This is a genomic window from Bombella intestini, from assembly GCF_002003665.1.
Taxonomy (GTDB): Bacteria; Pseudomonadota; Alphaproteobacteria; order Acetobacterales; family Acetobacteraceae; genus Bombella; species Bombella intestini.
The window spans coordinates 168,599-192,129 of the sequence record NZ_JATM01000002.1; the positions used below are offsets into that span (position 1 = coordinate 168,599).

26 protein-coding genes are annotated in these 23,531 nt (G+C 52.8%); 14 read left to right on the plus strand and 12 right to left on the minus strand.

Annotated elements, in window-relative coordinates:
* Positions 1–19 precede the first annotated feature (19 nt).
* Positions 20–1,174, minus strand: a complete 1,155-nt coding sequence (glf, locus tag AL01_RS03920) for a UDP-galactopyranose mutase (protein ID WP_077396133.1) — start codon at positions 1,172–1,174, stop codon at positions 20–22.
* Positions 1,175–1,186: 12 nt separating this feature from the next.
* Entirely contained in the window at positions 1,187–1,609 is a 423-nt protein-coding gene (locus AL01_RS09375; RefSeq protein ID WP_077396135.1) for a hypothetical protein, read from the minus strand.
* Positions 1,610–1,987: 378 nt separating this feature from the next.
* On the opposite strand from AL01_RS09375, the gene AL01_RS03930 reads away from it, so the two are divergent.
* Positions 1,988–2,200 (plus strand): hypothetical protein, encoded by a 213-nt coding sequence (locus AL01_RS03930; protein ID WP_143280676.1) that lies wholly within the window; start codon positions 1,988–1,990, stop codon positions 2,198–2,200.
* 335 nt (positions 2,201–2,535) lie between these two features.
* Positions 2,536–3,246 (plus strand): MucR family transcriptional regulator, encoded by a 711-nt coding sequence (locus tag AL01_RS03935; protein WP_077396138.1) that lies wholly within the window; start codon positions 2,536–2,538, stop codon positions 3,244–3,246.
* Between the two features lie 104 nt (positions 3,247–3,350).
* Here the strand turns inward: AL01_RS03935 and AL01_RS03940 are convergent, their stop codons facing one another.
* The 5 genes from AL01_RS03940 to fliE form a co-directional block, all read right to left on the minus strand.
* A complete protein-coding gene (locus tag AL01_RS03940; protein WP_077396139.1) occupies positions 3,351–5,108 on the minus strand; it encodes a flagellar hook-basal body complex protein in 1,758 nt (585 codons plus the stop codon).
* Positions 5,109–5,215: 107 nt separating this feature from the next.
* Positions 5,216–6,328, minus strand: coding sequence for an EscU/YscU/HrcU family type III secretion system export apparatus switch protein (locus tag AL01_RS03945; protein ID WP_077396141.1), 1,113 nt, complete (start codon positions 6,326–6,328; stop codon positions 5,216–5,218).
* Between the two features lie 6 nt (positions 6,329–6,334).
* Positions 6,335–7,168 carry a flagellar biosynthetic protein FliR gene (locus AL01_RS03950; RefSeq protein WP_241502691.1) on the minus strand — a complete coding sequence of 278 codons (834 nt, stop codon included), beginning with the start codon at positions 7,166–7,168 and terminating at the stop codon, positions 6,335–6,337.
* Entirely contained in the window at positions 7,169–7,444 is a 276-nt protein-coding gene (locus AL01_RS03955; protein WP_077396143.1) for an EscS/YscS/HrcS family type III secretion system export apparatus protein, read from the minus strand.
* Between the two features lie 29 nt (positions 7,445–7,473).
* Positions 7,474–7,830 (minus strand): flagellar hook-basal body complex protein FliE, encoded by a 357-nt coding sequence (gene fliE, locus AL01_RS03960; protein ID WP_077396145.1) that lies wholly within the window; start codon positions 7,828–7,830, stop codon positions 7,474–7,476.
* Positions 7,831–8,039: 209 nt separating this feature from the next.
* On the opposite strand from fliE, the gene AL01_RS03965 reads away from it, so the two are divergent.
* The 5 genes from AL01_RS03965 (at position 8,040) to AL01_RS03985 (ending at position 12,874) form a co-directional block, all read left to right on the plus strand.
* Positions 8,040–8,282 (plus strand): hypothetical protein, encoded by a 243-nt coding sequence (locus AL01_RS03965; protein WP_077396147.1) that lies wholly within the window; start codon positions 8,040–8,042, stop codon positions 8,280–8,282.
* Between the two features lie 125 nt (positions 8,283–8,407).
* On the plus strand, positions 8,408–11,161 hold the full coding sequence (locus AL01_RS03970) for an ATP-binding protein (RefSeq protein WP_077396148.1): 2,754 nt from the start codon (positions 8,408–8,410) through the stop codon (positions 11,159–11,161).
* A gap of 25 nt (positions 11,162–11,186) precedes the next feature.
* Positions 11,187–11,588, plus strand: a complete 402-nt coding sequence (locus AL01_RS03975; protein ID WP_077396150.1) for a flagellar basal body rod protein FlgB — start codon at positions 11,187–11,189, stop codon at positions 11,586–11,588.
* 41 nt (positions 11,589–11,629) lie between these two features.
* Positions 11,630–12,040, plus strand: coding sequence for a flagellar basal body rod protein FlgC (gene flgC, locus AL01_RS03980; RefSeq protein WP_077396152.1), 411 nt, complete (start codon positions 11,630–11,632; stop codon positions 12,038–12,040).
* Positions 12,041–12,073: 33 nt separating this feature from the next.
* The gene (locus AL01_RS03985; protein WP_077396154.1) at positions 12,074–12,874 is read left to right on the plus strand and encodes a MotE family protein; all 801 of its coding nucleotides are present in this window, start codon (positions 12,074–12,076) and stop codon (positions 12,872–12,874) included.
* Positions 12,875–12,916: 42 nt separating this feature from the next.
* On the opposite strand, the gene AL01_RS03990 is transcribed toward AL01_RS03985, so the two are convergent.
* From AL01_RS03990 to AL01_RS04005, 4 genes are all read right to left on the minus strand, one after another.
* Positions 12,917–13,567: a hypothetical protein gene (locus tag AL01_RS03990; protein WP_077396155.1), complete on the minus strand. Its 651-nt coding sequence runs from the start codon at positions 13,565–13,567 to the stop codon at positions 12,917–12,919.
* A 123-nt stretch (positions 13,568–13,690) separates the two neighbouring features.
* On the minus strand, positions 13,691–14,560 hold the full coding sequence (locus tag AL01_RS03995) for a hypothetical protein (protein ID WP_077396157.1): 870 nt from the start codon (positions 14,558–14,560) through the stop codon (positions 13,691–13,693).
* Positions 14,561–14,563: 3 nt separating this feature from the next.
* Positions 14,564–15,337, minus strand: coding sequence for a GTPase domain-containing protein (locus AL01_RS04000; RefSeq protein WP_077396159.1), 774 nt, complete (start codon positions 15,335–15,337; stop codon positions 14,564–14,566).
* A 171-nt stretch (positions 15,338–15,508) separates the two neighbouring features.
* The gene (locus tag AL01_RS04005) at positions 15,509–16,489 is read right to left on the minus strand and encodes a helix-turn-helix transcriptional regulator (RefSeq protein ID WP_077396160.1); all 981 of its coding nucleotides are present in this window, start codon (positions 16,487–16,489) and stop codon (positions 15,509–15,511) included.
* A gap of 395 nt (positions 16,490–16,884) precedes the next feature.
* On the opposite strand from AL01_RS04005, the gene AL01_RS04010 reads away from it, so the two are divergent.
* Positions 16,885–17,106 (plus strand): hypothetical protein, encoded by a 222-nt coding sequence (locus AL01_RS04010; RefSeq protein ID WP_077396162.1) that lies wholly within the window; start codon positions 16,885–16,887, stop codon positions 17,104–17,106.
* Positions 17,107–17,132: 26 nt separating this feature from the next.
* Here AL01_RS04010 and AL01_RS04015 read toward each other — a convergent pair whose 3' ends face one another.
* Positions 17,133–17,801, minus strand: a complete 669-nt coding sequence (locus AL01_RS04015; RefSeq protein WP_077396164.1) for a HEPN domain-containing protein — start codon at positions 17,799–17,801, stop codon at positions 17,133–17,135.
* 226 nt (positions 17,802–18,027) lie between these two features.
* Here AL01_RS04015 and AL01_RS09380 point away from each other — a divergent pair, with 226 nt between their 5' ends.
* From AL01_RS09380 to AL01_RS04045, 6 genes are all read left to right on the plus strand, one after another.
* The gene (locus tag AL01_RS09380; RefSeq protein ID WP_158075929.1) at positions 18,028–18,165 is read left to right on the plus strand and encodes a hypothetical protein; all 138 of its coding nucleotides are present in this window, start codon (positions 18,028–18,030) and stop codon (positions 18,163–18,165) included.
* Between the two features lie 348 nt (positions 18,166–18,513).
* Entirely contained in the window at positions 18,514–20,040 is a 1,527-nt protein-coding gene (locus tag AL01_RS04025; RefSeq protein WP_077396335.1) for a methyl-accepting chemotaxis protein, read from the plus strand.
* Positions 20,040–20,342 (plus strand): hypothetical protein, encoded by a 303-nt coding sequence (locus AL01_RS04030; protein ID WP_077396168.1) that lies wholly within the window; start codon positions 20,040–20,042, stop codon positions 20,340–20,342. The genes AL01_RS04025 and AL01_RS04030 overlap by 1 nt, the downstream gene beginning before the upstream one ends.
* Positions 20,332–20,715, plus strand: a complete 384-nt coding sequence (locus AL01_RS04035) for a response regulator (RefSeq protein ID WP_077396170.1) — start codon at positions 20,332–20,334, stop codon at positions 20,713–20,715. Before AL01_RS04030 ends, AL01_RS04035 begins: the two co-directional genes overlap by 11 nt.
* A complete protein-coding gene (locus AL01_RS04040) occupies positions 20,688–22,970 on the plus strand; it encodes a chemotaxis protein CheA (protein ID WP_241502692.1) in 2,283 nt (760 codons plus the stop codon). The genes AL01_RS04035 and AL01_RS04040 overlap by 28 nt, the downstream gene beginning before the upstream one ends.
* A 23-nt stretch (positions 22,971–22,993) precedes the next feature.
* Positions 22,994–23,521 (plus strand): chemotaxis protein CheW, encoded by a 528-nt coding sequence (locus AL01_RS04045; protein ID WP_241502693.1) that lies wholly within the window; start codon positions 22,994–22,996, stop codon positions 23,519–23,521.
* Positions 23,522–23,531: the final 10 nt, after the last annotated feature.

Here is a 23,531-nt window from a genome sequence, read left to right on the forward strand (position 1 = left end):
TGCCGTTCACCGATGAGCCTCAATGCGGGTCGGTGAAGAAGACGGGGAGTGGTTTGCCCAAGGCGAGGTGCTGGTCCATGATGGTGCAAGCCTCCAATGCCTCGCCGATGGTGACATCCATGTCCAGATAACGATAAGTGCCTAGTCGGCCGAGGAAAGAGATGTTTCTGGTGGCCATGGCTGTGCGGACATAGCGGTCTAGCATGGTTGTTTCCCGGGCCAAGCGGATGGGATAATAGGGTGTGTCCTTCGGCCCGGCTAGGCGGCTATATTCACGGAAACAGACTGTTTTGCTGAAGAGGGACGCTTCCCAAGGGGCGAAGTGCTTATGCTCGCTGATGCGGGTATAGGGGGTGGTGGCATCACAGTAGTTGATAACGGCTGTTCCCTGATAATCTCCTTCCGCATCAATGCGTTCAAAATCCAGCGTGCGATAGCCGAGGCGGCCATGACAGAATCGGAAGTAGCGATCCAGCGGGCCGGTATAGATTATGTGGTCTGAATTATTCTGATTCCGGAATGTCTCGAAGGCCGTGTTTAGTCTCACGGTGATGTGGGGATGGGTAAGGATGGATTCTATAAGGGCGGTGTAGCCTTCTATTGGGATGCCCTGATAAGGATGGCTGAAATAGTTGTCATCGTAGTTGAACCGCACGGGTAGCCGTTTCAGGATGGCCGCAGGTAGGTCGGTTGGTGGAAGACCCCATTGTTTGGTTGTGTATCCCTTAAAGAAGGCCTCATAGAGGGCAGGGCCGATCATATGGAGGGCCTGCTCCTCAAAATTGCGGGGGGACGTAATGTCTTGTACGGCCTGTTGGTGAATGAATTCCCGTGCTTCTGCGGGGTGCATGGTCCGGCCGAAAAACTGATTGATGGTCAGTAAGGTGATGGGCAGGGTATAGACCCGGCCCTGACTGATGGCCTTTACCCGGTTGATGTAGGGCGCAAATTTCCCGAAACGCTGCACATACTGCCAGACGTTTTCCTGCGCTGTGTGGAATATGTGAGGCCCATAGTGATGGAGCATGATGCCCGTCTGCGGGTCCCGTGCTGTGTGGCAGTTACCCCCGCAATGCGCGCGTTCATCAATGACGGTGATGCGATGGCCTCGTTCAGCCAGATGGCGGGCCGTAACGGCTCCGCTGAAGCCGGCTCCGACAATACAGAAATGCATGGCAGGATGAGCTCAGGGGCCAGTGCAGTTCTGATCGACACAGCTCCGGCTTGGTGGTGCTGGAGGGTAGGTCATACCAGGATAGGGGGCTTGTGTCTGGATATAGGTGTTCCACGGAACGAAAGCGGGTTCATCCCAGCCATTCTGACTGGAAAAGCGTGGGTCCTGATAGTTTCCCCAGAGTGGGGCTGCCCATGGGGCTGGCTTGTCATTTTGGCGGTATCGGTCCTGCTGCCATGTACTTGTGAAGGATGGCGGCGGCGGTGGTGGCGGTGGAAGATGGGTGAACTCTCTCATGGGTGGTGGCGGCGGTGGCGGTGGGCTGAGCAGATATTCACTGCCACCATAAAAGCCATGTGCCTTGGCTGATAGAGACATGCCACAGGTTATAGCAAGAAGACTAATGGTGATGGCCGAGCGTTTGAAACAGTTCATGTTATATTTCCTGCATCGCGTGAACAGGTTGGCAGTTAGGTTATGATCTTGCCATGTTATGATATGTAGAAAGTATTAAATGCTAGAAAACCGAGATGTTGTTTTTGTTATAGCCTTTAATAGCCATAAAAGTTTCCCACTGGCGGTGGGTATTTAAGATATATTTAAGGATGTTATGCTATATGGGGGCCATCAGAACGCTTTATGTGGAAAGCTTTCTGATTGCTTTCTACGCACTTTACGACATGATTGGCTTGTATACCGGGTTCGTGAGGACGTGATATGAGGGCAGATGTCTACCATGACAAAATTTTAGAGAAGGATTGCCTAATGCATCGTATAGCTGGTTCTTTCTGTCCTACGGAAACGGAAGGACGCATGAAGGATTTCCTTTCCGATATACGTGCGCTCGCTGAAGGTAGCATGGTAGATTCTGCTTATAGGCAAGGCAGAATGATGAGGCGTTGCGGCCCCCCCACGCTTTGCCCTACAGGGTGTGGACAGGACAGAAGTCTTTACGAACTCGCCCTAAATATCGGTTTAGGTATGGCTGGTATGGTGGCATTCAGCGGGGATAGCATGTTGGAATGACCTTGCTTTTGCCTTTATAAGGGTAGTCAGGCGACTATGCTGTTGGATAGTTATGACAATCCCGTCTTTTTAGGATGTTAGAAGTAGGCCCGCCGAGAGTGTTTCCGGTGGGCTTTATTTTTTTTGAAGGCTATTTTCAAGAAATGGTCATGTTGGCCATTTTTTTGGCTTTTTCCTGCAGTATGGTCATGCTTATCAGATTGATGGGCTTTGTCTGTTTGAACTGGGATCAGCTTGCTTTTATTAGAGCAATGGCCTTGAAAAAGGTCTTATAGGCAAGGGCGCAACAATCATTTAATGTAGCGCAAGGCGTAGGCCGGAGAAGGGAGTGGGATATGACATTACAATCAGCAAGTACGTTCATTGAGAAAGGGATCGGGCGTCTTCTCTCACGGTTCCAGCAAGAATTTTCGTCATCCCAGACATTGAGTGATATTGTCGGTCAGGCGGATCGTCTGCGTGTAATGACAGAAACTCTTTTGGCACTATCCCAGCATTACCCCGAACGGGCTGGTGCGATATTGAATGTCCTGTCTGGTCTTGCAGATGTTGGTATCATTCATGATATGGCCAGTGCAGCCGATGAGATCGCTGCTCTTGCTCGCAAGATGGAAGCTGGTCTGGTTTCCGAGAAGGAAGGTAGCAACCAGTCGTTCACTGGGCTTCCGGCTCGCTTGCCGCAGCAGGAAAGCTATGGCATGAGCGGGCTTGGTAGCCACTTCGTGCAGGGTATGTCCCCGGAAGTGAAAGAAAAGCCCGGCCAGTGGATTGCAGACCGGAGCGAGCCTTATTGTGCACCGGAAGATTCCGTTTTTAGTGATGAGATCATCTGTCTGCATTGCGGCGGGTCCTTCAGCATGCTGAAGCGTCATATTGAACGGCAGCATCGGCAGAGCCCTGATGGTTACCGTGTTTATTGGGGGCTATCACCAGACTATCCCATGGCTTGTGAGAGCTATTCTACGATGAAGAAGCTGGAGGCCTCCAGAACCGGGCTAGGTCATTATGACCGTGGGAAGAAAGGCCGCTCTCGCATCAAGGCTTGATGCTGCCTAACTGGCATACGAGGTGTGTGAGACTATAAAAGTCAAAGGGCGCAGAGGGTGTTATACCCCTGCGCCCTTTAAGTTTATGGGATATTTTTAGGAAGTTATTGCTTCATGGCAATGGTCTGTTGAAGCAGATTATCCGCTGTTGTCACGGTTTTTGTATTAGCACTGTAGGCTTCCTGCGCCACGATAAGGGCTGAGAGATCGCCTGTCAGATTTGTTGTAGAGGATTCTACATATCCAACGGCGAGAGACCCGGTTCCATTCTCCCCAACAAGACCAGTCTTGGGTGTGCCGGACCGTGCTGTAGCAAGATAAGCCTGGCCATCCACGGCCTGAAGACCGTTCACATTGTTGAAGTTCGTCAGGGCTACTTTGCCAATGAGCTGGCTGTATCCGTTGTCAAACTGTGCCATGACAGAGCCATCGCTTTCGATCTCTGCGCCTTTGTAGGTGCCGGAGGTAATGCTGTCATTGGTCAGGGCACTTGTATCGGCCCCTGTGGATGTGCCAGTTGTCAGGGACGCATTAGAGAGGTCCAGGCTGTAATTGTTGCCATTGATGGTCAGATTTGCCGTGACAGGATTGCCCTTGGTAACGGCTTGGCCGTCAAAGCTCTGCATGCTGCCATCCTTGTTGAAGACGACAGAATGAACTTTGTCAGCTTGGACCGCAGATGTGGCGGAGCTGTCATAGGGGTTAACAGCCTGTACGGACCATGTAGGCGGGGAGGCGGCTGTCTGGGTCCATTTTACGGAAACAGGCGTGTTGGTGGTTGTTCCGTTTTTGTCCTTACTGCTGATGGTCAGCGGGGAACTCATATAGCTTTGCTGACTGTCCGTGGAGGTTCCGAGAGTGGTCGGGCTCATGGTCAGTTTTGTACCAGACAGGGTAAGGGGATTAGCCTGATTGGGAGCTGCAGAATTGTTGGAGGTTACCATAGTGGTGCCGCTGGTACCGCCAATCGTACCGAGGGAGAGCGTCATGGTCTGCTCTTCATTATTCGCATAATGGGCGGTGATGGGGATTTCCGCAGCGGAGCCAGAGGTGGAGGATCCAACAGTCTTACCCGTTTGTAGGTCGGTGATGGAAGATAAAGCACCAGAGTGGTCGAAAGCTACCTGATAGCTGTTCGGTGCAACAGTGCCGTTGCCATCAGCATCATAGGCAGAGACATTCCAGATAAGCGGGTTGGTATCGCTCTCCCGCCATTGCACGGCAATTTTATGCGGGTTGGAGCTAGAGTCGTATGTCGTGGTGGGGGCTGTCGTATAGCTCTGTGGTGTGTAATTTGTGGAGTCCGCAGGTAGCTTTCCGACAGCCGCATTCAGGGTCATGGTTGTGGTGGCTGTCGGTTTGAACCCGATGTTGCTGACATTAATGGGGGTGAGAATATTGCTCAGCGTTCCTGTTGAGTCTGCCATATAGCCATCCAGATAATATCCAGATGTGTTGACGAGATAGCCCTTTTTATCCTGCTGGAAATCACCATTCCGCGTGTAGAATTTCTGCTCGGAGAAGTTGGTTACGCCTGCATTGGCTGAACCGGCACCTGTCGGCTTGGAGGTAACGAACATGCCACTGCCGGAAATATCCATGGCCAGACCATTGCTGCTGCTGGTGGCTGTCCCAGAATTGTCGACATGCTGGACAGTAATGGCCTGAACCGTGTTGGACTCCGCCTGCGAGGCCGAATTGCCTGTGATGTTGCCAGCCACGAAGTCGGCAAAGGATGTCGTGTTGGCTTTGTAACCGACTGTCTGGCTGTTGGCGATATTGTTACTCAGGTTGGTAAAGGCGTCTGACTGGGCATTGATACCGCTGACAGCCGTCGTAAGTGCATTGAACACACCTGCCATGATTCTATCCTTGTCTGTGACCTGGTGATGAAGGCTATTTAGGAGAAAACCCTATGAAATGGCTTTGAATAAATCAAACATAACATGCTCATTTCCTGAACAGGGTGTTAAAGCTTTGGTGGTTCTGCCTCTGGTGAGCGCATTGTACGGGAGCCGGGTGTTCTGAGTCTGACGACATAGGCAATGATGGTCGCTACTGGTTTCCAGAATTCTTCAGGGATTTCACTGTCCAGCGGCAAGGCATGTAGGGCGCGTGCCAGAGGTGGGTTAGACATGATGGGAATCTTCTCCTCCCGGGCAACCTCGCGGATGCGGAAGGCCAGTTCATCTGTCCCTTTGGCTACGATCTGCGGTGCTGTGCCACTATTCTGGTCATAGCGGATAGCAACGGCGTAATGGGTCGGATTGACCACAATAACCGTAGCGTCTTGGACAGCCTTCTTCATATGGCGGCGAGAACGGCTGAGTCGGAGTTGTCGAAGGCGGTTTTTTACCTGAGGATCACCTTCGCTTTGCTTCATTTCATCTTTGATGTCCTGAAAGCTCATACGCAGTTTGGAAAAACGGTGATAACGGGACCAGACCTCATCCAGCCCGGTAATGACGCATTGTATGGCCAGAACCATAAAGCCCGCATAAATGAACCAGGATTTCATGGCATCGATAAGCTGATAGGTTGTCCATCGCTCTGTCTGTGGTGCTAAGGCGATGGTCTGGAGGGCCACTTTATAGAGGATCAGGCCAAACACGGTGATTTTGGCAATGGTTTTGAGCAGCTCAATGAGATTATTGAGGCTAACAATTCTTTTAATGCCCTTCAGGGGAGAGAGACGGGTGATGTCTGGCTTTAACGCTTCGGGTCGGAAGAGGAACCCAGTCTGAAGAAGGCCGCCCATCAATATGGCACAGGCCCCTGTCCCTACCAGTGGGCCTATGAGATGTAGCCCTGTCATGATGGCTTGGAGAGTGAACCCGTACAAGGCTGCAGGATCGTTGGGAACACGACCAAAATTGAGAAAGAGACTGCTCATTTCCCGCATGAACCGGCGTGCCGAGGCGGGGATGCTCAATGCAAAGACAAGAAGAAAGGTACCCAGTGCTACAAGGATTAGAAGCTCCTTAGACTGGGCAATATTCCCTTCTTCTCGGGCTTTTTGGAGGCGTTTCTCTGTTGGGGCTTGTGACTTTTCACCGCCCCCGCTGCCATTCTCTTCTGCCATGCGGGGTTAAGCGGGGGCCATGAGGCCGGGGAGTGTGGAAAGGTAAAGCTGCATTTTTTCTGTCCATGTGCCTGTCAGAATCTGGATCAGAAGGGCCATGAGTAGGATTCCCCCCAGAATCTGGGCCGGAATAGCGAGAGAATAAACCTGTATGGAGGGCATGAGGCGGTTCAGCACACCCAACATAGCCGGCCAGAGTGTCCCGAGTAGCAAATAGGGGGCGGCTAATTGCATGGCGATGAGAAAACTGGTGCTGACAGCCCGGGTAATATCTATGGCCATATCCCCGATGATCATGGCTGTTACATGCCCCGCTGGGAAGAGTGTATAAGACCCAGAAAGAGCCAGAAGCGGAAAAGCATAGAGGCCAGTGGAAAAGAGAATGATGGGTACCAGAGCACTTGTCATGTGGCTAACTGCTGTGCTGGAGGCCCCAAGCTGGTTATCGGTCTGGATGACACTGGCCATGCCAGTAAAAACGGCAATGATCTGCCCTGCAATGGCGAGAGACATGGTGAGTAGCCGGGCCAGAGCCCCGAGGAAGAAGCCGCAGAGCAGCTCTCCTGCAATCAGTTTGAGGGCCATGGCCGGCATCCGCAATGCCTCCCCGGATACAGCCGTCAGGCGGCTTTGGAGTACGGGTAACAGTGCCAGAGTGATCATTAAGCAGAGGCCAGCCCGCACCCGTGCCGGGGCACCACTCTCTCCTAATCCCGGTGCCAGCATAACAACGGCACTGACCCGGCAGAGAATGATGGCAAACATACCTGTCAGCACAGGTAATGAGCCATGCGGCGCCGTTAGATCAGGCGAACCGAAGAAGTCGGAGAGGGATAACATTCAGACGCCCCCAGCCTTGATGAGCTGGTCAAAGATCATTTCGGCATAAGCATGAATAGTGGCATGCATGAAGGAGGCTGTCAGGATTAATGTGGCTGTGGCGGCAATGAATTTCGGCACGAAGGACAGCGTAGCTTCACTGATCTGTGTCATGGCTTGGAAGAGGGATACACAAAGCCCCGCCAGCAAGGAGGCCAGTAGAGAAGGGGCCCCCAGCTTGACGGCAACAAGAAGCGTCTGACGTAGGACTTCCTGAACATCAACAGCGTGTCCCATGAACTGTCCTCCTGTTTTTGTTGTATCGGTCAGACCGACATCCGCATGACATCCTGATAAGCACTGACGAACCGGTCCCGCAGGGTCGTGACGGTCTGGAGGGTCAGTTTGGCTTCCTCCACAGAGGCTACGACGTCGGACATGTTGCCTTTGCCAGAAAGGGCTTGAGCTGTCTGGCTTTCAGCAACCTTACCTGTGTTGATGGCCCCCTGGATGGCATTGTTGAGAACAGAGCTAAAGCTGGAGACCGCATCGCTATTGTCGCCCTCGCCTGCGAGTGCGTTACTGGCGGAACTGCTGGATTGGCTGAGTTGCTGCGCACGCCCATAGGCTTGTCCGGCATCAAAATTATGCGCTGCGGAACTGGTAATGCTGGAGAGAGACATGGCTGATTCTAACCTCCTTTCCTTCATGGGTTAATGGCATGTTTGTAATATCTACACCTTGATAACGCCATGTTTTTTATCTTAACATAAGGTTTATGTAAGGTTATTTTCATATCTATGCACGTAAATGGCTTTGTTTTTCCTTTTGTATTCGGTATCAGGAGGGGCGGTTAGAGCGATACAGAATGCACTATCAGGGAGGATAGATCATGTCGGACACATCAGTAGCTTCCGAGATCGGTACAGCCATGCGACTTAAAACAGTTCAGCAGGCGAATGAGATGCGCAAGGCGGCCATGTCGGAGAAAGCCGCCCGTGTGCAGCTTTCGTCCCATCGCAGCAATGGGGCTGAGGCCTCCATGCAGTTTGATGCGACCGGTCAGGTCGTTCCTAGTGCCAAAGGAGTCCGCAAAAACTCCGCCACAGCTAGCTTTGTTAATTTGCTGGCCTAATGGCCGGTTGCGTCATGCGGAGCCTCTGTCACTTCGTATGACGTAGGGGATGCGGAAACGGATCAAGCACCACGGGGGAATGTGGCACCATGCTATGCGCTGTTCATAAGGCTGTCTCTAGAGCCATGGCGGGAGATGGAATCTGGCGCAGGGCTGGCTATGGTGTTGCCAGTCTGATCATGCTTAGCGGCGGGTCTGTAGCTGGTGGTTCGTCATGGTTGCTATGTGGCACGGCTTTGGCAGAGCAGACCACGTCCGGAGCATCCCCTTTTATGGATGCAGCCGCGGTTAATCATCCACCTCCGAAGCCTGTAGCAGACCATAAGCGGGCTCCTGTGAGTGCCCACCATAATCGCCCGCATGTGATGCAGAAGCAGGCGCAACCAAATAAGCCAGATTCATCGTCTCTACATGTGCAGGATCACGTAAAACCGGGTGATCCCCTTCTTCAGGGGGTTCCTTCGGGGTGGGGAGCGCATGTTCTAGGCGTTGGAGCTGCACAGGGAGGGGCCGTTGCGAAGAAGCAGGACCCAGCCGCTCCAGCAGACCACAAGGATCAGTCCCTTAATCAGTTTCTGGAAGAAGCGGGTCGGGAGCAGGCCAGCGCAGCCGGGCCTCGTGGCACAGAATCCAGTCACGTCTCTCAGACGGTAAGTAACGAGCCGGCTGCTTCCGTGTCGTCCCGCAATAGGGTTTTACTTCCTGTTCCCGAGCAGATGGGTATTGCGGCTTATCAGAGTGGGGATCGTTTCATCATTTTGGTGGATGCCCGCCAGCCCATGGATGTCTCAGCCCTGCATGGGGATGGTATATTTTCCCGGTTGGGTGTGACAACGCTGCCGGACCTAACAATGATCAGCCTACCCGTGCCAGATACACGCCAGCTTTATCTTTCTCAGCAGAGTGATGGATGGGTGTTGGGCGATCAGCCGCCACCTGGCATGGATTATACAGATAGACCAGAAATTACTCCTCAACCACGGGGGAATGGGTTGCTTTTCCCCATGCGGCGTCCAGGGCGTGTCTTTTCTATTAAGGACCCGGCATCAGGAACACCTCTGGTCGTGGGGACGACCGCTCTGGATGATGGTGGTCTGCTTTCTTTGCGTAAAGGCAAGGATTATGACGTATGGCCATCTCTGGAAGGTGTCGTGATTGCCCAACATGAACCGCCGCAGGTAGTCATGCGGGCTATCATGCAGGGAGACTTACTCCAACGGGCTGATGACCGCCCGTTGGCGGATATGGACAGAGCCGTCTATGCCAGTGATGTGGACTTGAACTGGCTTGGTCTGAAACATCTGACAGCATCGCAAGCGCAGGAGCGTTACCGTCAGGCTCTTGTGGCTGCAGCAGATTCATCCCCAAAAGATCGTTTTAGGAAACGGCTAGAAGCGGCGCAGGCTGCCTTGGGTGTCGGTGCTTTTCCGGATGCGCGGGCCATCATGGATGTAGCCTTGGAGGATGACCCAGAAGAGGCGTTTCGTCCGGATATACGGTTCTTCCTGGCAGCGACTGACCTGCTGACGGGCCAGATGAACGCTGCGGCTCAGTTGGTACAGGAATGGCCGGAGCAGGCCATGCGGGCTACGAAACTGTGGCAGGGCTTGTATGAGGCTCTTTCTGGCGAGAAAGCCAGTGATGCTACTCGTTTGCTGGCCCGGGATATGCCCCGCTTGTTGAATTATCCCGAACCATTGCGGTCGTCCTTGTTGCCTGTGGCGGCAGAACTTATCGCGCGCCGTGGAACGCCAGAAGAGCGTGAAGCCCTGAACCATCTGCCGGAAGACAGCAAGTTCCGTTTCATTCAGGCGGTGCGGGCGTTGCGTGATGGTGACGAGAAAAAGGCCACTAGTCTTCTGGAAGCGCTTTCGGTGGATCATGATCCCGTCATTGCCGAGAAAGCTATGGAAGAGGGTGTGGCTCTGAGCTTCCGGGATGGTCATCTGTCTGCCGAGAAGGCTGCCCGGCAATATGCTTCCCTGTTGCCGGATGCTCGTTTGTCTGGCCGGGACGGTATTGTGAATATGTTGCGGGCCGGGGCCGATATACGGGCGCATCAGTGGGAGCCAGCAATTCAGGCGTTGGATCAGGCTCGACAGGCCCCCCCACCACACGATGAAGCCCGTATGCAAGCCCTGCTGTCCGCTGCACTTTCCGGTGTTGTGCAGGGACTATCTGAGCCGGCAGGTGCAGGGCATAAGGTTACACCGCAAGATGAAGCTACCTTGCTGCATGAGGCTGCTCTTCTTAGGGCGCATATGCCAGACTTGCCCGCTAGTGCGAAGAAAGGGGACTTGCTGTTGGCTTACGGTAAGCTGCTAGGCAGGTTGGGGCTGGATGAACAGGCCGGAGACGCCATGAGTACGGCCATCCCCATGATGAAAAACCCACAGGACAAAGCTGCAGCCGGGGATGCTTTGGCCGAAAATGAAATCAGGCGAGGCCTGTTTGATAAGGCTTCTGACATACTGGCAAGCACAGGCAATACGTCTCTGCCTGCACAGGAAACTGCCAGACGGACCCGCCTGATGGCCAGTATGGCGGCGGCCTCGGGCAAGCCGGAAGTGGCCCTGTATCTGCTGGGGGCGGATCAGGACCCGCAAGCGGCGGATATGCGGGTGCATATTCATGAGAACCGGGAAGAATGGTCCCCTGCCATTACAGACCTGCGCAGCATGGCGGAGCAGCTTTTGCCGCCACAGGGAGAGTTGACGGTGGACCAGCAGCTTCTTGCCCTCCGTTTTGCCTCGGATGCCTCCCGTGCTGGGGATGCGGGAGCATTGGAATGGATACGCAACCGTGTAGGAGATCGGCCTTTTGAGGGTGATGCCGGGCGGATGTTCCGTCTTCTTGTGTCTGTACAGCAGGCCCCGTGAACCCACGAAGCAGGAGTGAAGTGAGATGAGCATGACGCATACAGGCGGAACGGACCTTCTAAATCTGGCGGAACGGCGGATGAGCTGGCTTCAGAACCGTGAATCCGTGCTGGCGGGTAATGTGGCCAATGCCAATACGCCCCATTACAGCCCTAAGGATGTATCGCCGTTTCAAGGTGTTTTGGAGAATGCCCATACCGTAGCACTGAAGCGCACGCAGCCGGGGCATATGTTGGGGCCTGCGGGGGAGACGCATGCCCGCAAGCAGGGCGGGCGGGCCTCTCTAGATGGCAACCGTGTGGTGCTGGAGGATGAGCTGGGAAAGATTGCCCAGACGAGTGATCAGCAGCGTTTCGCCACTACTGTTTATGGCCGGTACATGGGGCTTTACGGCATGGCTCTTGGTGCAGGTGGCGGCGGACAGTAAGGCCCGGGCGGGCAAAGCGGGACAGGAGAGAGGAGGATAGAATGGATTTTTCCGATACAATTGGTGTTTCAGCCGCCGGGATGCGAGCACAGACAGCCCGCTTGCGTGTTGCTGCCGAAAATCTTGCCAATGCGGAGACAACAGGGTCTTCCCCCGGTGCTGACCCATATCGCCGCAAAACGGTGACCTTCCGGGAAGCGTTGGACCGTGCCAGTGGTGTTTCCAGTGTGGCGGTGCGGTCTGTCGGGGAGGATCAGTCTGATTTTCAGATGCGGTATGATCCTGCCCATCCGGCCGCCAATGAGCAGGGTTATGTGAAGATGCCTAATGTCAGCTCCATTGTGGAGATCATGGACAGTCACGATGCCCAACATTCTTACGAGGCCAATCTTAATACCATGCAGGTTACCCGCTCCATGCTGGCACGGGCTATCAATCTGATGAAGGATTGAGGGGGAAACGTCATGAGAGGGACTGTCAGACCCATGAGAAAACCCGGATTTTCGCTGAGCAAGATCACCAATCTCGCCTCTTGCCTGATGACAGTGCTGCTGGCGTTGAACCTCCATTCTCTTGCGGCACAGATCAGTACTCCCTCTGCTCAGAGTGAGGAGCCTTCTAGTAAATCGAGGGGGGCTTCCCCTCATGGTACGGGTGCAAAGGCTGCGCCTGTAACGCCTGCCCCTGCCGGTGTGAAGGCACCTGAGAGCTTGCGGCCTAGTAAGCAGCGTCTTTTCATGAATCATCTTCAGGGATGGACGCCCGCCAATGGTCTGGCAGATGATGACCCCGCTACGGGTCAAGTTGACGAGGAGCAGCCGGACTCCCGTGTTCGTTTGGCTGAACAGGGGCTAAGTGGAGAATTGGCTACTCATCGGCGGGCCGTACAGGGGCAGGAAGAGAGTTTCCAACAGCAGCAGAAGGCTCTTGAGCAGCAACAGAAAGAATTGGATGAGAAGTTGCAGGCGTTGGGTCGGAATGCGTCTGAACTTTCAGCCCAGCAGGAGCAGCGCCGGCAGGATGTAGAGCAGAGCATTGCCCGGTTGGCTCATATTTATGAGCAGATGCCACCTCGTGATGCTGCTGCCATGTTCAATATTCTGGACATGAGGGTGCTTGTTCCCGTGGCACAGCATATGATTCCTCGTCGGATTTCGGATGTCATTGGCAACATGCAGCCTGACCGTGCGAATATTCTATCTCAGTATCTGGCTGGCATCCGCAAGCTCAGTTCCGATACGATTAACCGTATGAATAGTCCGGTTGATTCTAATATTGCTCCGTGAGGTTGCTGCCCCCCTCCGTAGTTATGGGAGGGGGGGATGATCTCACTGGCCTTGCATGCAGCCATCGGGTGCGACCCCGGGGGGGAGGGGCTGGTTGAGGAATGTGCTGAGGGCCACGGTGCTATTGCAGTAGCCGCCCATGGGAAGGGTGGCGATTTCTTCAAAGTAGTTATTCTCTGGCATGGCGACATCCGATGCCTGCGGAGCTAGTTTGAACAGGCTGATATGGGCTGTTGTCTCTGTTTTCGCATAGGTTGAATCACCAAGCGGCCGTTCCATGCGGATCATGAAGAGATTCCAACGGCCTTGGCTGCTCTCTACTCTGTAAAACCCGATGGTGGTTAGCGCATCTTCTTCGTTATGAAGGGCATCTTTCAGGGTGTACTCTTTCCCTTGTGTATCTTGGAAAGGCACAGCACAGCGAAGGGTCGCATTGCGGGGGCAGGGTTCAAAGGCGAGATATTCGTTCCATGACCATGCATTAGCGTTGTCGTGATAGAGCTTGAGGAGTTGAAGGACCTCACCTTTTTTGATGGGTACTTGCGCTTCTGCATCTAGTTTGACGGGAATGGCTTGGACTGTATCACGGACATCCCGAATTGTAGACGCCGCATAGCTTGCGCTGGATAGGCACGTTTGCATAAGTGCAATAGCAACTTTGAAAGTTATGGAGTGTTTTTTTTGTTTTGTCATGATGATGCGGAAAAGGTGGTTTCACTGAAGATATATACTGGTGCCCTAGTGGGCTTTGTATATTGTAGTCTACTAAAGCGTTAGTGATAAGTAAGTCATCACTAACGCTTTTTATCTTAATGTTTAGAGAGAGTTATCCTCTTTTAGGGGAGGCGTATCAGTCGTCGTTTCCACTGTTGCCACGGATGAGGTGCTCGCCTCGTTCTGTGCAACTGTTTCGAGAGACGGTTGTGCTATTGGGGCGTCGTTTTTGGACTGCCGAGTATTGTGAGGGGGATGGGGGGTGTTGTCTTGTGGACTGGAGCACTGCCGGACCAGAATAATGAAGCAAATCAGCAACACTATCGCAGAAACGAGATACTTGGCTTTCCCAGCCCCTTCGGCTAAAGGGCTACCCTGCCCTCCAGCGCCACCAAAGCAGGCAAATTCACTATCCGGTGGGTAGGCAGATGCCCCTTGGAAAGAGACGCTTGTGAAATATTGATACTGCCTTTTGGTCTGGAAATTATTCCACATTTTTTGCAAAGCCGCCTGACTGGCAGCATCACCACGGCTGTTCAGGGTGCTAATGGCCTTTTTCAAAGCGGGGAATTGATCATCCGGCACAAGGGCTTTCAGGTCATTTTCCAGAGATGAAAGGATATTTTCAGGGATATGTAAGGTAGGTTCTTCGCTATTGAGCGATGACGTGGGGCCTGTACTCACCAGTGTTAGAAAAACGGTGCGTCCAGTGTTATCTTGCCCCGCATGGCAGGCAAGAAAAACAACGGGGATATTGCGACGGATTATACGGCCTAGGACAAAACCGTCACGATTATTTTGGCCGACTATAGAGTTCGGTATACCACGGCTTGCTCCTTTAGGAAGATCAGAAGGTATTTCGCTTCTGTAATCTGATATCTTCCATGATTCATTAGGATTTTCCTGTACAAGAACAGGAATTTCCGGGTTTTTATTATAGTTTGGCAGGATTAATATTTTTTTCTGCGACATGACTCAGGCCTTTGCAATATTGCGTAGGATGACAGGGAATAGCTGGGCAAACATTTCTGAATCCTTGCAGCTTAGGGGAAAGACGCCAGCAAGAATATTCCTATGGACTCCGAGACCGCTCTCAGCAATTTTCGTTACGGCATTTTTAAGTTCCTGCAAGTCTTGTGAGTAATGTTGCATTTTTTCGTCTATTGTATCGCCCTCTGCATGCATCAAAGGAAGATCAATTTTATTAAGGATAATGGCTAGTCTTGCTGATTGCTTCTTATTTGCCACTAAGAAGCGCATATCGTGCGAAACGCGCTTAAGAGACGGAGAGGCCTTACGTAGCTCTCTTTCGTCCATTGAATTTAATTTTGTTGGAATATGGTTTATTTCGTCAAGGAATCTTCCAGTATCGACTAGATAAAAGATGACATCAGCATCTTGGGCAACATCAGCCCAATAGTCATCAACGTCATCGTCTTCGCCACCAACATTCATGCCTTCCGTGACATTGAAGCAAATGGTGTCGCCTAAGCCATCACTATATTCAATTTGAAAGGAAGACCTGCGCTCTGGGTCTGTCGTGTTCATGTGGACGGTTGGTATCTCATGGCCTTGTAGGCGCGCGAGAAGGGAATCTTTCCCACAACCTGTGATCCCTAAGATGGCAACACTTTTGCGGTCCCAATAGGCCTTGATGTTTTTCCAGATCGTAGGGCCGTAGCTTCGTGCCAGTTCCCAGCCGATTTCAAGGAGTATAGCCCAGATGCCACCTTTTATTTTTGTCTTCATGCTATCAGCCCTCATGAGATTCGTGTTTTTATGACAAAATGGTAAGCAGCTTGATTCTATCAAAGTCAAGTAAGAAATGTGTGCACTTATGACTAAATAGAGCTGCATGCCATTTATATGTGGTGTGTCTATATGTTATTGATACGGCAATAACGGTCGTATCTATGTAGATTATTTCTGATAACACTGTATCACATTCTGACACATCTCCAGTAGGATTGTCCTAAGCTCAGTAGGGGCAAGGATGGTGACTTCCTTGCCCCATGTGAAGAGGTGATAGGCCATTTCGTGCAGTCCGCTTGCCGTGAAGGTGACGTGTAGGCTACCGTCTTTTTCATCCGTTACGGTTTGGCTAGGGTGGAAGAGAAAACGGCGGGCGTCGGCAGCGGCAGTGGGTGAGAAGCGGAGAGCAACGTCATATTGCTTGTTCTGCCATACTCCAAAGGAACGGTTGGCAAAGTCTTGCAAGGACCAGTCTTCTGGGGGGAGGGTAGCTGGTCCTGCCTCTGTCACATCTTGGAGGCGGTCTAGCCTCCAGAGGACCGGCGTCTCCACGCCCTGCATGGGGCCGACCAGATAATAGGCCTTGCCGTACAGAAGTCCCCAAGGTGAAACAGTGCGTTTTTTTGCATTTTTGGTGGCTTGATAGGTGAAATGTAGAGCATGCCCTGCTTTTAGGGCATGGCGAATTGTGTGTAGAAGGGTCGCATCAGCCGTGGGGCGGGGGCCAGCCTGCATAGCATCGCCTTCTGCCAGAACAAGCGCATTGATGTCTGGTGCAAGACGGGTACGGGCTGGTGGGCGAAGCATGCTCTCAATTTTTTTGTAAAGTTCGGAGAGGAGAAGGGCCCGCCCTGTGGCATTCTGTCTCTCAAGTGATGTCGCTGCATTTTGAAGGGCGGCCATCTCATCGGCAGTTGGTGTGTTCATGAAACGGTCCATGATACCGGCAGGCAAGCGGAAGCGGTGTTTCGGTCCATCTGTTAGGACATCCATACCGGGAAATGCTTCTTGAAGAACATCACGGATGCGCTCGGCGGTGCGGCGACTGACCTGCATATAGCTGGCTATTTCATCTAGGGTCATGCCCTCAGCGGAGACAGAGAGGCGGCGGGCAAGTTTTATAATGTCGGCCAGTTTTTCTTTTCTCATAATGTGCTTTCCTTAGTGTATAGCTGTTGTGTCTATGTAACGGTTAGTGCTTCTACATAAGCTTTAACATATTGTTTTTTCAAGCTTCTTGGCTGTGCATAGTGGCGTTCAGCACGAAGATTGCTCGTGAGGTGATTAATAAGGCTGCATGAAGTGCAGCCATAGTAATAGCTTCTTATCTGTTGGTATGGGGTATGAAAGGAATAGTGATGAGATTTAGCTCGTTGTTACGTCAGAAATGGTCATAGGGGGCAGGAACAGCCCCGTTTTAGGGTAGAGATTTTGGGATAGAGAGGCGTATAGTCATCCACGGTAATGGAAGGGAGATTTCTTGGGTGATGGATTTCCTAGTGTCGTACGAAAAGATTCTTATATTTAGAGATGAGGAATGAGTGATGCCACGCAAATCTATTGCAGAAATCATGACGTTGGCTCAGCGGGGCGCAGGAATAAAGGTTTCGGCCTCTGTTTATAATGCCTCGGAGATTACAACATTGGCCCAATATGTTAAGCCGGGCTGTTATCTTATCATTACAGACGCATCTGGAGCATCAACGGCGGCACTTAGTAGCATTCTGTCTCAAGCGAAGTGCCAGATTATTTTTGATTATACCTGACTACCTTCGCCAGATGGTTTGAGCCGTTAATCCACGACCGGATAGAAGGGGCGCCCCCAGTTTTCATGAGGGTTAGCCATCATGATTTGCACGAAGAGGGGCATGAGAAAGGCGAGGATGGCGGCTCCATCACGTACTTGGTGACGGTTGATGCGGCTGTTCCATGTTGCTCCACCATGTACCAGCTGGTTGCGTAGGACATAGAGGCGATCGAAGACAAAACGGAGAACTTTGGAGACATTGCCATCCTGAAAGGCTTGTTGGAATGACCGCGTGGATGTCTGGAATGTCTCTTCCCAGTTTTCAAAGCCTTCCATACCATTCTGATGCTGCCAAAACTGATGGAATATATAGTGGTTGTTCATGAGGGTGCGGATAGGGCCGGAGAAGCGATGCCATAGGGCGGTGTAGATGGTTTTTTCTTTCATGTCATGCTGGGCCAACTTATTGAAGAAATTGATGAAGGTAGCCCGTTCGCTGATGGTAGTTCCCTGAAAATCGGTTTCATCAGCGTAAGCGGCATTGAAAGAAATCCAGAGGAAAATGAAGCGGGCATCTTCATCATTTCCGCACTGTTCGGCCCGGCCAATCCAGCTGATAGCACGGTGGACTCGCAACCCCATGGTTTCGGGGAAATCATGCCGAAGGTTACGTTGTCTTTCTTTCAGGGCTTCATAGTGTAATGCGGTGGTCATAAAGCCTCTCTCTGAGTGTATTTTCTATATAGCCTAGGGTGATATTATGCTGAAAAACAATGCTTCACATAGGGTATTTGTCATCTCATTGATTTTTTTAATGCTTGCGGGAGGGATATTTCCGGAGCCTGCAATGGCGGGGCGTCTATCTTTTCCAGTCAGGGGCGTTTTTAGGTTGTTCGGCAAGGTGCATCCGCCGAGATTTCACCTGAAGGGACGGGAGACCGTGCCTGCCCGTCCTTCCTCTGAAAAGCAGGCATCTACGATGCAGTTTTTCCGCTTTGTGGGAGCGGGTAGTGCTATTGCCCGCATGACGGACTGTCAGAAGGATGCCAAACAAGGGCAGGCCTGCAAGGCGAGGTGAGCGTTGGACCGTATAGAGGTTGAAGACTCGTAGGAGGGAAGGAACCCCGCCATAGAATGCCGTCCAAGTTTATATGAAGGACTGCATAGCTATTAACAAATAGCCAACTGTAAATAAGGCATAACCTAAATATTAACGTAAACCTTAATTTAAGGAATATTGTTCATCTATTTTGAAAAATGTCTTTTCTTTCGTTAAAAATTTCATCATGTTTTTGGCATAAGCAAGTCTAATCCATGCATTTTGTATGGTTTTTTTGAGAAATTATGTCTTGAGACTCTGTCATCAGCCAAGCCTTTGGTCATGCTGGCGGAAGGAATGAAATTTCTGGAGGGATGGGACATTTTCATGTTCAACTGGTTGTATAAGTCAGCTCCGTTCCGTGTGCAGGTACGGGTAGCAATGCTGGCCATCGAGCTTTATCTCGCTGTACAGCTCTTTGTAGAGACTGTCGGCTATATCCAGAGTGGTATATTCAGCCGTGTTTCCATCATTAATATGGCAACGCTCCTTTTTGGTATGGCCCTTACGTGGGCTATCTGGCTGTTCCTGACCAAAGCTCTGACTGAACCGATTGAGAAACTGACAGATATGGGCATGGCTCTGGGGCGTGGGGAAACGCCCGACCTCGGCCCGTATGAGAATAGGACAAACTGTGTCGGGCGGGTTGGCAAGATGCTGGCCTCGTTTGCCTTGAGCCTTCAGGAGCAGAAGGCAGCAGAAAAAGCGCATAGTGAGGCAGTCAATAAAGCTCTGGACACTACGGAGAAACTCAAAGAGCGTGAGGCTCGTACTCATGCCGTTGTGGAAGAGCTTAACCGTGTGATGCAGATGCTGGCGCAGGGTAATTTGTCCATTCGCATTACGAGTGCCCTGTTTGACGGTGAGTTTGGCCCTGTGCGGGAGGCCTTTAATGAGTCTCTGACCGGGCTGGGTGGTGCCCTGTCTGTTGTGGCAGAAAGCTCCAACATGATCGCCAATGGGGCCAGCGAGATTTCTACAGCATCGGACGATCTGGCAAAACGCACGGAGCGTCAGGCGGCAAGTCTCGGGCAGGTGACAGCGTCTGTTAAATCCATTGCTTCTGGCTTCAAAGTTACGGCCAGCAACTGTTCGCACGCCAGTAGCGAGACCAAGGCAACGCTGGAGAAGGTCAAAACGGCCTCCAACGGGATGGAACAGACCAGCGTAGCGATGAACTCCATCAAGACCTCCTCTGACGATATCGTACAGATCACACGGTCTGTGAGCGATATTGCCTTCAAGACCAATGTTCTAGCTCTTAACGCCAGTGTGGAAGCCGCTCGTGCTGGTGAGGCCGGACGTGGCTTTGCTGTGGTCGCTAAGGAGGTTCAGTCCCTTGCGGAACAGTCTGCCAAGGCGGCCGATATGATCCGTGATGTGCTGGAGACAGCCACGGCCCATGTGCAGGAAGGTGTCCGCCTCGTAGCCCGGACTAGCGGCCTACTTAAGGACGTAGAAGAAGGGACAGAAGCACTGGCGGACAGGGTAGAGGTTGTCTCTAAAGCGACCGAAGAGCAGGCCCGTAGTCTGGCAGAAGTATCGGATGCTGTGAGCAACATGGATGGCATGACCCAGCAGAATGCCGCTATGGTCGAAGAATCTACAGCCGCCAGCCACAATTTGACAACACAGACCGTCAAGCTGCGTCAGACATTGGCGACCTTTACCATTGGCTCCAACCAGAATCTGCAACTCTCTCATGAGAGACCGGCCCTTGCCAATGAGGCTCCTGCCCAGATGCCTCCAAAGAGCAGAACACCGATGCTGAGCAGTCAGCGCGGCGAGATTCAGCAAGATGGCAAGGTTCTGCCAACCCATTCGGATGATGAAACAGGGTGGGATCATTTCTAATGGCGGAGGCAGTACAGGGAGGGAGTCCTCTCATTTCTCTGCCGCAGCGTCTGGATACGAGTGCGGCGGCAGAGCTGAAGGCTCTCCTGCTGGAAGAGACCGGGGCGGCAGAAGGCGCAGTGCCGTTGTTGGATGCATCCGAGGTCGATTACGTTGGAGGACTCTGCCTTCAGCTTCTTCTGGCTAGCGGGCTGAAAGTCGGTCCGTGTTCTGAAAAAGCAGCGGAAGCCTTTGCGCTGTTTGGTGTTCAGCAGCAGCTTCTGGAAGCGATGGATGAGAAGGAGAGCCGCCATGACGGCTGAACAGAAGGTAAGAGTCCTGACGGTAGATGATTCCCGCACTATGCAGGGTGTTCTACGCAAGGCACTTAGCGAAGCTGGCTATGATGTTATTCAGGGGGGGGATGGTGTCGAGGGGCTGGAGGTCCTGCAGCAGGCTTCTCCAGCACCGCAGGCCATCATCACAGATATCAACATGCCTCGTATGGATGGTTTCCAGTTCATCGAGGCGGTGAGGAAGCTGGACGCTTTTTCCCGTATTCCCATCATTTGCCTGACCACCGAAACGGATGAGGAGAAAAAGAACCGTGCCCGGTCCCTCGGGGCTACGGGCTGGATAGCCAAACCCTTCAATGCCGAGAAGCTCGTATGGGCTATTCGGCGGGTTACAGCGTAAGGGAGCGTGATATGGGCGATGTCATGGACGATATTCTCAAGATATTCTTTGAGGAATGTGATGAGCTCCTCCCCGAGCTGGAAAGGGGGCTGGGCGAAATCTCCGAGGAAGAGTCCAGCCAAGAGACCATCAATGCCATCTTTCGGGCGGTACATTCCATCAAGGGTGGAGCGGCTTCCTTCGGTTTGGACCGTCTTGTTCGCTTCGCCCATGTGTATGAAAGTGCGCTGGATGGCTTGCGGTCTGGCAAGGTAGAACCGGACCAAGCCATCATCAAGACGTTCTTCCTTGCGATGGATGTTCTGAGTGATCTTGTCGCTGAGGCAAAACATACGGGTGATGAGGTCGATGAAGGGCGGATAGATGAGAATGTCCGTAAGCTGGAGGCGATCATTGGTCAGGGCGGGGATGCGCCAGCGTCTTCTGAGGTTGGTGAAACACCAGTGCCAGAAGATTTCACTCCCGTAACAGTTGACCTGGGCGGATTTGATTTTGATGATCCCGCTGAAGGTTTTGGCGAGACACCGCCGCAAATGCTGACAGTGACCTTCCGGCCGCATAGCGAACTATATAGCCGTGGTGACGATGCTCGGAATCTTCTGTTGGGGCTGCAAGAGCTTCTGCCGGTAGAAGAGGCCGGTGCTATGGATGTTGTCTGTAGCACGCAGGAGCTGCCCGCTCTGGTAGACCTCCCCGCTGAGGATGCCCGTTTGGGTTGGACAGTCCGTTTGCCAGAACCGCCGGGTAGTGCGCTGGAAGAGGACATTCAGGCGGTATTTGATTGGGTTGGTGATGTCTGTGATTTTCAGATTGCCCGAGACGGTCAGGCCGGAGAAGCCGTCGAGCCGGAGCCCGCAGAAGATGCCGCCGTGCAGGAAGATGTACCGGTTGTTCCGGTTCCAGCTGAGATGGTGGAGAGTGTACCACAGGCTGACCCCGCTCCTTCAGCTCCGGCGTCTGCTCCTGCCTCGGCTCCAGCGAAAGTGGGGCGTAAGCGGGAACAGAATGCTTCCATTCGTGTGGATATCGGGCGGATTGGTATGTTGATGGACATGGTCGGTGAGATGGTCATCGGTCAGGCCTCTCTTGAATCCGCTTTGACACGGGATGGGGCCTTGTATGACCCGGAATTGCTCAAGCGTTTGGCTGTTATCAAAACACTGACACGGGATATTCAGGAGGCTGTCATGGCGATCCGTGCGCAGCCCGTCCGTAATGTGTTTCAGCGGATGCAACGTGTGGTGCGAGAGGCCAGCAGTCTGGCGAATAAAGATGTCGCCCTCGTGCTGGAAGGGGAGGAAACAGAGGTTGACCGTACCCTGATCGAAAATCTGACAGACCCGCTAACCCACATGCTGCGCAATGCAGTGGACCATGGAATTGAAAGCCCGCAGGCTCGTCAGGCCGCAGGGAAACCGGCGCAGGGCACAATTTGGCTCTCTGCCCGACATCGTTCCGGGCGCATCCTGATCGAGATTCGTGATGATGGTGGTGGGATCAATACCCAGCGTGTTCTCCAGACAGCTATCAAGCGGGGCATTGTTGCCTCGGGTGCATCGCTTGGGGAGAATGAGATTAATGAGCTGATTTTCGCCCCCGGCTTCTCCACGGCAGAAACCGTATCGGACCTTTCCGGTCGTGGTGTAGGGATGGATGTGGTCAAACAGGCCATTCAGAATCTCGGTGGGCGTGTGAACATCCAAAGCACGCCGGGCAAGGGGACACTTTTCACCCTTAGCCTGCCGCTGACATTGGCCGTGCTGGATGGAATGCTCATTGAGTGCCGTGGCTCTACCATGGTTGTGCCGGTTTCATCTGTTGTGGAACTGGTTACGGTGCAGATGAAGGAAGATGTGTACACCATCCCCGATGGTAGCCATGTCGTTTCCGTACGAGGCCGGTGTATTCCGTTGATCTATCTGGGAGACGAGCTAACCCTCCCTGAGGAGAACGGTACGCAGGAAGAGCCTCACCATATGGGCCGTGCCGGAGAAGAAGGGCAGATGATCGTTCTCGTTGTGGAGAATGAGGCAGGTGCCCGGGCGGCATTGGTTGTGGATGGTGTCCGGGATCAGGCTCAAGTCGTCATCAAGAGCATCGAGAAGAATTACCGTCAGATCAAGGGCGTTTCGGCTGCCACCATTCTTGGGGATGGTAGCGTGTCGCTCATTCTTGATGTGTCAACGCTGATTGTGTCCGCAACGAAACGTGTAGACACCCGCGCGCTGGAAGCCATCGCAGAGCGGGCAGCGTAACAGGCGGGTTAGAAAAGAAAGTCATGGATCTTATGTCTCTGGAAGAAAAGAAACAGACGGACGGACAGGTAAACGGAGTTTCCCCCGTATCCTCAGGAGGGCGGGAGCAGATGATCATTTTCACGGTAGGGGAGCAGCGATATTGCATTCCTATCCTGAGCATCAAGGAGATCAGGGAGTTTGAGGACCCGACCTACCTGCCGCATTGCCCTGCCTATGTGGAGGGAGCCATCAATATCCGTGGTAATATTGTTACGGTCGTTAATCTTGCCAATTATCTTGGTACAGCCCCGCAGGCTGATAATGAGCGGCGTGTCGTTATCATCATAGAGGATGGTGCGAGCCGTGCCACATGCGGGCTGCTGGTGGATAGTGTCATTGGCATTACGGAGATCGCTCTGGATGAAATTCAGCCCATTTCTGTTGATGGTGGTGCGGCGGAGCTAAGCGGTCTTGTCAGCATAGGGGAGCGTGTTATCCGCATTTTGCGGTTGGATACTGTCCTGAGCCGTCTGCTGGGGGATCAGGCTGTCAGCACGGCAGCAGGGTGAGGGCAGGCCG

Bases quoted from the DNA above. Each gene is read 5' to 3' on its own strand.
- AL01_RS04010 (WP_077396162.1), top strand. From the start codon at position 16,885: ATGCCACGCAAATCTATTGCAGAAATCATGACGTTGGCTCAGCGGGGC.
- AL01_RS04015 (WP_077396164.1), bottom strand. From the start codon at position 17,801: ATGACCACCGCATTACACTATGAAGCCCTGAAAGAAAGACAACGTAAC.
- AL01_RS03945 (WP_077396141.1), bottom strand. From the start codon at position 6,328: ATGGCAGAAGAGAATGGCAGCGGGGGCGGTGAAAAGTCACAAGCCCCA.
- AL01_RS03935 (WP_077396138.1), top strand. From the start codon at position 2,536: ATGACATTACAATCAGCAAGTACGTTCATTGAGAAAGGGATCGGGCGT.
- AL01_RS04005 (WP_077396160.1), bottom strand. From the start codon at position 16,489: ATGAGAAAAGAAAAACTGGCCGACATTATAAAACTTGCCCGCCGCCTC.
- AL01_RS09375 (WP_077396135.1), bottom strand. From the start codon at position 1,609: ATGAACTGTTTCAAACGCTCGGCCATCACCATTAGTCTTCTTGCTATA.
- glf (WP_077396133.1), bottom strand. From the start codon at position 1,174: ATGCATTTCTGTATTGTCGGAGCCGGCTTCAGCGGAGCCGTTACGGCC.
- AL01_RS03975 (WP_077396150.1), top strand. From the start codon at position 11,187: ATGAGCATGACGCATACAGGCGGAACGGACCTTCTAAATCTGGCGGAA.
- AL01_RS03940 (WP_077396139.1), bottom strand. From the start codon at position 5,108: ATGGCAGGTGTGTTCAATGCACTTACGACGGCTGTCAGCGGTATCAAT.
- AL01_RS04025 (WP_077396335.1), top strand. From the start codon at position 18,514: ATGTTCAACTGGTTGTATAAGTCAGCTCCGTTCCGTGTGCAGGTACGG.
- AL01_RS03990 (WP_077396155.1), bottom strand. From the start codon at position 13,567: ATGACAAAACAAAAAAAACACTCCATAACTTTCAAAGTTGCTATTGCA.
- AL01_RS03950 (WP_241502691.1), bottom strand. From the start codon at position 7,168: ATGTTATCCCTCTCCGACTTCTTCGGTTCGCCTGATCTAACGGCGCCG.
- AL01_RS04035 (WP_077396170.1), top strand. From the start codon at position 20,332: ATGACGGCTGAACAGAAGGTAAGAGTCCTGACGGTAGATGATTCCCGC.
- AL01_RS04000 (WP_077396159.1), bottom strand. From the start codon at position 15,337: ATGAAGACAAAAATAAAAGGTGGCATCTGGGCTATACTCCTTGAAATC.
- AL01_RS03995 (WP_077396157.1), bottom strand. From the start codon at position 14,560: ATGTCGCAGAAAAAAATATTAATCCTGCCAAACTATAATAAAAACCCG.
- AL01_RS03970 (WP_077396148.1), top strand. From the start codon at position 8,408: ATGGCGGGAGATGGAATCTGGCGCAGGGCTGGCTATGGTGTTGCCAGT.
- flgC (WP_077396152.1), top strand. From the start codon at position 11,630: ATGGATTTTTCCGATACAATTGGTGTTTCAGCCGCCGGGATGCGAGCA.
- AL01_RS03930 (WP_143280676.1), top strand. From the start codon at position 1,988: ATGAAGGATTTCCTTTCCGATATACGTGCGCTCGCTGAAGGTAGCATG.
- AL01_RS04040 (WP_241502692.1), top strand. From the start codon at position 20,688: ATGGGCTATTCGGCGGGTTACAGCGTAAGGGAGCGTGATATGGGCGAT.
- AL01_RS03985 (WP_077396154.1), top strand. From the start codon at position 12,074: ATGAGAAAACCCGGATTTTCGCTGAGCAAGATCACCAATCTCGCCTCT.
- AL01_RS04030 (WP_077396168.1), top strand. From the start codon at position 20,040: ATGGCGGAGGCAGTACAGGGAGGGAGTCCTCTCATTTCTCTGCCGCAG.
- AL01_RS04045 (WP_241502693.1), top strand. From the start codon at position 22,994: ATGGATCTTATGTCTCTGGAAGAAAAGAAACAGACGGACGGACAGGTA.
- AL01_RS03955 (WP_077396143.1), bottom strand. From the start codon at position 7,444: ATGGGACACGCTGTTGATGTTCAGGAAGTCCTACGTCAGACGCTTCTT.
- AL01_RS03965 (WP_077396147.1), top strand. From the start codon at position 8,040: ATGTCGGACACATCAGTAGCTTCCGAGATCGGTACAGCCATGCGACTT.
- fliE (WP_077396145.1), bottom strand. From the start codon at position 7,830: ATGTCTCTCTCCAGCATTACCAGTTCCGCAGCGCATAATTTTGATGCC.